Origin of the sequence: Sphaerisporangium flaviroseum (assembly GCF_039537005.1) — a bacterium.
Classification (GTDB): domain Bacteria; phylum Actinomycetota; class Actinomycetes; order Streptosporangiales; family Streptosporangiaceae; genus Sphaerisporangium; species Sphaerisporangium flaviroseum.
Genome location: NZ_BAAAZR010000014.1, coordinates 46,300 through 52,445, shown reverse-complemented (window position 1 = coordinate 52,445; position 6,146 = coordinate 46,300). Strand labels below are relative to the sequence as shown.

Here is a 6,146-nt window from a genome sequence, read left to right as displayed (position 1 = left end):
AAGGCCTGGTCAACGGCGGTTACAGGCCTACGTGCCTTACCGGGTTGCGGCATCATCCATTCGGGTGTCGATCTCCTGCATCAGCCGTAGTGCCGCACGACGAACCCGGTGGATCGCCAACACCACATCTGGGGGTAACCGCGCCGGAGCCTGGCCGTCCACGGCCGGTATCTGTGCCGTCGCAATATCATCCGGAGACAGCCTGGCCGCAGCGGCGAGGTGACCCCGCAGATCCGCCACCTCACCGGGAAGCGACGCCGCCCTCCTTACCGCCCCACGACCCGTCTCCGCCATCGTTTCGTCGAACGTCGCAACCTGCTGGGCCGGGATCGGCGCCGAGAGTGGCAGCGGTCCGCCTTGTTCGAGCCGGCCGCGTTCGGGTGCCGTCGGCCACGAATCGGCGTAGGGATCGGGTCGCGCGTGCCGGCCCCGGCGGCCACTGGATGTGGTCATCGTGTGCTCCAATGCATTGGTGCTGTCGCGAACAACGGGGGAGAGGTATGGCTGGCTCACCCGCTGCGGCATACGCGCAAATCCTGGCCCATGCGCGTGGTCGGCCCTCCGACATCTAGCTGTGCCAGCTGCAGTAACTCATGCGCGATGTGCCAGGGGGTGTCGCCGATCACCAGTCCAAGAACCGAGAGTTCGACCTCGGCCAGTAGCCGTGGGTGGTATGCGTAACAGGAGATGCGCAGGTTCGCGTGTTGGCTGAGCGCACGGCTTTGGCGTTCGGCCAGGCACGGTGGCAGAACCTGCTCATACATTTTGATCAGCGTGGGAAGGTCCCATAACTCGCCGAAGGTCTGATCGCGCGCCACGCGCAACGAGGCCAGGCCGGCGTGGTCGGCGCTGTGGAATCCGCACGCCAAGCACAGGTGGCTGCGGCCGATTTCGGTGCACAGTGACAACATCTGCGGGATGGAGACATGAGCCTCGGCGTAGGCCAGTTCGCCCCGCAGGACCGCGTATGCCGAGCGTGCGTGCCAGTCCGGGGTGTCAGCGCCGGCGGTGCTCAGCGCGCGGCCGATATCGGAGTCGGCAGGCTCGGCGAATATCCGATTCCATGGACTGCACAGCGGTGGGCACGCGGCGTGGGGGATATGAAGCTCCGGCCAGGTCCAGATCTGGTGCCCGTTGTAGGCCGCCAGGCCCTGGGCGCCTCCCTCAGCGGTCGGCCGGCGGTATATCCCGTGCATCGGCTGCCCGTTGATGACCAAGGGCCCTGGTTGTTGTGGCGGCTGTCGTGGGGTTCGTATGTCGGGAACCTCCACCCAGCCGGTCATCTCGGCCATCCTTTGCGGGGTGGTAACTGACCGTCCTGCCGGGAACCCACGTTGTGGGAGGACGCGGTGATGGTCCCCGGCCATGGGTGCGGGGAAAGGCGCCAGGCCGACGATTTCCACGTGCGACCGGGGTGCAGCAAACAGATGAGGATCGTCATGTCGTCGTCCTTTGTGAGTGGGGGCGCTTCATTCACCGCCACGGCTGGCATCTGAGCCGATATATGGGATTGCAGAGACAGATTTTGTGTAGGGAGAATGCTGACCGATCTGCCTCGGTATTGGAACGGACATAATGCACGCACAAAAGCCATTCGGAATGCTGATCGCACTCCGCCAGCGGCGGTCGGATGCGCGGTCTGGCGCTGGGTGGACAGTTGTGCCTGCGTTGGGGCTGACACGCCTCGACATCGCATGGTGGCCGAGGTATGCCACCGGAGCATCGACGCAGGTCACTGCGGTTCAGGGGTAAATGATGGGGTTCATGGGCCTCAGGAGGCTTCCGCTGGGTTGAAACTTCAACCGTATGGGCTAACGGCCCAATAGCGCGCTGGTTGCCGTGCATTTCGCCTATTCCAAACGATGGGTCGCGCCCTTACCGTCATGTGCAGATCCCGACTGATCATCAAGGAGACAGCGGATGTCTGGTTCAGCGGTCAAGGTGTCACAGGGCGTGCAGCTGGCACATGACGACTACGCCCTGGAACGGGTGCCGCCGTCGGCTCGCTATGGCTGGTGGACCGTGGCGGTACAACGGTTCGGCATGCTCAGCGCGCTGTCACAGTTCCTGCTGGGCGCGACCTTGGGCATGGGCATGCGCTTTTGGGACGCGGTGCTGGCCATCACGCTGGGCGCGGTGATCTTGGAGGTCGTCGCGATCGCCATCGGCATCGCCGGGATGCGGGAAGGGCTGTCCACCACGGTGCTGGCCCGATGGGCGGGCTTCGGCCGCTACGGTGCCGGGATCGTCGGTGTGGTGATCGCCATCGCGCTGCTGGGCTGGTTCGGCGTGCAATCGGCTGTTTTGGCCTCCGGGTTGTCCACCTTGCTGGGCGGGCCTCCATTATGGTTGTGGTCGGTCCTGGCGGGACTGCTGGTCACCGTCGTGGTCGTCCACGGATTCAAGGGAATGGCCTGGGTCGCCTGGATCACCGTCCCGGCGTTTCTCCTGCTGGCCGGCTGGGCCATCAGCGTGGAGCTGTCCAAGCAGTCCCTCAGCGCACTGATCGCCTCGGCCCCCGCGGGACCGCCGCTCGATCTGGCCCAGGCGACGACCTTGGTGGCCGGCGGATTCATCGTGGGTGCGGTCATCTCGCCCGACATGTGCCGGATGAACCGCAGCGTCGCCGATGTGGTCAAGCAGACCGTGCTTGGCATCACCTTGGGTGAATACCTGATTGCCCTGGTGGGCGTGCTGCTGGCGCACGCGCTGCGCACCGGTGATGTGATAGCGATCGTCACCACGACCTCAGGTGCGGTGGGTACGCTGGTCCTGGTCACCGCGACCCTGAAGATCAACGATTGGAACCTGTACTCGGCCAGCCTGGGCATGACCAACGCGCTGCAGACCGCGTTCGGCGTGCGGGTCGGCCGACCGGTGGTCACCGTGGTGCTTGGAGTCATCGGAACCACACTGGCGGCCGCCGGCATCCTGGACCATCTGATCGACTTTTTGGTGCTGCTGGGCGTCGCGATCCCACCGGTCGCCGGGATCATGGTGGCGGAGTACTACCTGGTCCGCCGCTGGCGGCCCGCGCTGGAGGCCTCCCGAGCGACCGGCGTGCTTCCGCCCACCGCCCCCGCGGTCGTGCCGGCCGCCCTGATCGTATGGGTCGCGGCCGCGCTGGTCGGCAAGTACGTCACCTGGGGCGTTCCGGCGCTCAACGCCCTGGTGGTGGCGTTCGTCGCCTACACGCTGGCAGCCAAGATCGGTCTGGTCCCCGCCGCGGAGAAGTCGTCGGTCCCTGCGGCATGACCACGTCCTTGCCCAAGCTCGCGCTGTACGTACGACCAGACCCTGCCCAAGCTCGGGGTGTCGCGTGAGCCCTTGTCTTCGCCGATTGAGGAGTGCTGCTCTTGCGTGTAGGGATCGATGTGGGCGGTACCCACACAGATGCCGTCCTGATGAACAAGGCCACCGTGGTCGCCACCGTCAAAACCCCCACCACCGGTGATGTCACCACCGGCATCGTCACCGCCTTGCGGCAGCTGCTGACCTCCTGCGGTGCCGGCCACGACCAGATCGACGCGGTCATGATCGGAACCACCCACTTCACCAACGCGCTGGTGACCGGCCGCGGCCTGGCCCGCACCGCCGTGGTACGGCTGGCGCTGCCCGCCACCGCCGCGTTGCCGCCCACCGTCGGCTGGCCCGACCGGCTGATCAACGCGATCCAGCCGAGCATCCACATGTGCCATGGCGGGGTGGAGTTCGATGGGCGGCCCATCTCCCCGCTCATCCCGGCCGAGCTGGAGCAGGTGGCCGAGCATCTGCACCGGCACGACATCGCCACCGTGGCCATCTCTTCGGTGTTCTCCCCGGTCAGCCAGGAGTTCGAAGAACACGCCGCCGCGTTGCTGCTGGCCCAGCTGCCGCAGCTGCACCTGAGCATGTCGCACGAGATCGGCCGGATCGGGCTGCTGGAACGGGAGAACGCCACGATCATCAACGCCTGCCTGCGGGATCTGGCCGAGGAGATCGTCGAAGCGTTCACCGCCGCCCTGGCCGCGGTGGGAGTGCACGCGCCGTTGTACCTGTCACAAAATGACGGCACCTTGATGGACGCCCAGTACACCCGCCGGTACCCGGTGCGCACCTTCGCCTCCGGGCCGACCAACTCCATGCGCGGCGCGGCGTTCTTGGCCGAGCAGAGCGACTGCGCGGTGGTCGACATCGGTGGGACGACCACCGATGTGGGCGTGCTCAGCGCCGGCTACCCGCGCCAGGCGACCGGCGAGGTCGATATCGGCGGGGTACGGACCAACTTCCGCATGCCCGACATCCTCAGCGTCGGACTGGGTGGGGGAAGCCGCGTCGTGCAGAGCCCGACCCTGCAGATCGGGCCCGACAGCGTGGGATACCAGCTGACCAGCCAAGCCTTGGTGTTCGGCGGTGCGGTGCTGACCGCCACCGACCTGGCCGTCGCCGCGGGCCTTGCCGACATCGGTGACCGCGGCCTGGTCGCTCATCTGGACCGGCGCCTGGTCAGGCGCGGCATCACCGCGATGGCCGCCCAGGTGGCCGACCGTGTCGAGCAGATGCGTACCTCCCCAACGCCGCTGCCGGTCATTGTCGTGGGCGGCGGCAGCGTCCTGATGCCCCAGGTGCTGCCCAGCGGAGCATCGCTCCACCGGCCCGAGCACCACGCGGTGGCCAACGCCATCGGCGCCGCGATCGGGCAGATCGGGGGAGAGGTCGATCGGCTGTATGCCATCACCGCCGCGCACACCCGCGACGAGGTGCTGCACGAGGCACGGTTGGAGGCCATCGACCGCGCCTACGCCGCCGGCGCCGCCGCCGGTAGCGTCGAGATCGCCGAGATGGAAGAGGTGCACGTCCCCTACCTGCCCGGCAACGCGGTCCGCGTCCGGGTCCGCGCCGTGGGGGACCTTCACCTTGTCCACGACCCCGCCCCCAGCCGCCAGGAAGGACCGTGACATGGCGATCACCCTGACCCAGCAAGGGCTGCGCGATCTGGCCGAGGGGGCCGCGGTGCTGGGCACCGGCGGCGGGGGCGACCCCCACATCGGGCACCAACTGGTCCTGCACCAGCTGCGCGCCGGGCGCAAGGTGCACATCATCGGCATCGACGAGCTGCCCGACGACGCGCTGGTGCTGCCCTCGGCCATGATGGGCGCACCCACGGTGTTCATCGAGAAACTGCCCTCGGGGCGCGGCAACATCACCGCGTTACGGGCACTGGAGAAACACCTGGGCCGCACCGCCGCCGCCACCATGCCCACCGAGAGCGGCGGGCTGAACTCCATGATCCCCCTGCTGCTCGGCGCCCAGCTCGATCTGCCCATCGTGGACGCCGACGGCATGGGCAGGGCCTTTCCCGAACTGCAGATGGAAACCTGGAACGTCCACGGTGTGTCCGGCTCGCCCATGGCCATCGCCTCCGACCACGGAGACGTCTGCCTCATCGACACCGGCAGCGACAACATCCGGATGGAACGCCGTGCCCGCGCGATGACCATCGAGATGGGCGGAGCCGCCTACATCTGCGACTACCCCATGGACGCCGCCACCGTGCGACGCACCTCCATTCCCGGCACCCTCACCCTGGCCATGAAGATCGGCGCGGCGCTACGTCAGGCCCGCCTGCGCCATTACGACCCCTTCCAGGCGCTGACCGCGGCGCTGGCGGACACCATCTACAGCCACGGCCTGCTGCTGTTCGCCGGCAAGGTCGTCGATGTGGATCGACGCACCGTCGCCGGCTTCGCCCGCGGCACCGTGACCCTCGACGACCAAGGTGAGCAGATGACGCTGACCTTCCAGAACGAGCACCTCATCGCCCACCGCAACGGGCAGGTGGCCGCGATCGTGCCGGACCTGATCTGCACCCTGAACTCCGAGACCGGAGCGCCGGTCACCACCGAAGCGCTGCGCTACGGTCAGCGGCTCAGCATCTTCGCCATCTCCACCCCCGACCTGATGCGCACCCCCGCAGCTCTGGACTGCTTCGGCCCGGCGGCGTTCGGCCTGACCGAGCCCTACACCCCCCTGGAACAGCTCGCCGTCACCCTTGCACCGACCGGCGAGCATGACCCCGGCACCGGTTTGGAGGCGGTAACGCCGGCAGGCCTTCGCGCCCACCCGGGCACCCGCTGACCCCTGTTCGACAGCTGACCCAACCGCCG

At 67.6% G+C, this 6,146-nt stretch carries 5 protein-coding genes; 3 read left to right on the top strand and 2 right to left on the bottom strand.

What is annotated here, in order from left to right; translation table 11 throughout:
• Positions 1-36 precede the first annotated feature (36 nt).
• Both ABD810_RS23185 and ABD810_RS23180 read right to left on the bottom strand, forming a co-directional pair.
• Positions 37-525, bottom strand: coding sequence for a hypothetical protein (locus ABD810_RS23185; protein ID WP_344944064.1), 489 nt, complete (start codon positions 523-525; stop codon positions 37-39).
• Complete coding sequence (locus ABD810_RS23180) at positions 510-1,283, bottom strand: hypothetical protein (RefSeq protein WP_344944061.1); 774 nt, start codon at positions 1,281-1,283, stop codon at positions 510-512. The genes ABD810_RS23185 and ABD810_RS23180 overlap by 16 nt, the downstream gene beginning before the upstream one ends.
• A gap of 637 nt (positions 1,284-1,920) precedes the next feature.
• On the opposite strand from ABD810_RS23180, the gene ABD810_RS23175 reads away from it, so the two are divergent.
• The 3 genes from ABD810_RS23175 (at position 1,921) to ABD810_RS23165 (ending at position 6,117) form a co-directional block, all read left to right on the top strand.
• The gene (locus tag ABD810_RS23175) at positions 1,921-3,255 is read left to right on the top strand and encodes a purine-cytosine permease family protein (protein ID WP_344944058.1); all 1,335 of its coding nucleotides are present in this window, start codon (positions 1,921-1,923) and stop codon (positions 3,253-3,255) included.
• A gap of 92 nt (positions 3,256-3,347) precedes the next feature.
• Entirely contained in the window at positions 3,348-4,937 is a 1,590-nt protein-coding gene (locus ABD810_RS23170) for a hydantoinase/oxoprolinase N-terminal domain-containing protein (protein WP_344944055.1), read from the top strand.
• Between the two features lies 1 nt (position 4,938).
• Complete coding sequence (locus ABD810_RS23165) at positions 4,939-6,117, top strand: S-methyl thiohydantoin desulfurase family protein (protein WP_344944052.1); 1,179 nt, start codon at positions 4,939-4,941, stop codon at positions 6,115-6,117.
• Positions 6,118-6,146 lie beyond the last annotated feature (29 nt).

Bases quoted from the DNA above. Each gene is read 5' to 3' on its own strand.
- ABD810_RS23165 (WP_344944052.1), top strand. From the start codon at position 4,939: ATGGCGATCACCCTGACCCAGCAAGGGCTGCGCGATCTGGCCGAGGGG.
- ABD810_RS23185 (WP_344944064.1), bottom strand. From the start codon at position 525: ATGCCGCAGCGGGTGAGCCAGCCATACCTCTCCCCCGTTGTTCGCGAC.
- ABD810_RS23180 (WP_344944061.1), bottom strand. From the start codon at position 1,283: ATGACCGGCTGGGTGGAGGTTCCCGACATACGAACCCCACGACAGCCG.
- ABD810_RS23175 (WP_344944058.1), top strand. From the start codon at position 1,921: ATGTCTGGTTCAGCGGTCAAGGTGTCACAGGGCGTGCAGCTGGCACAT.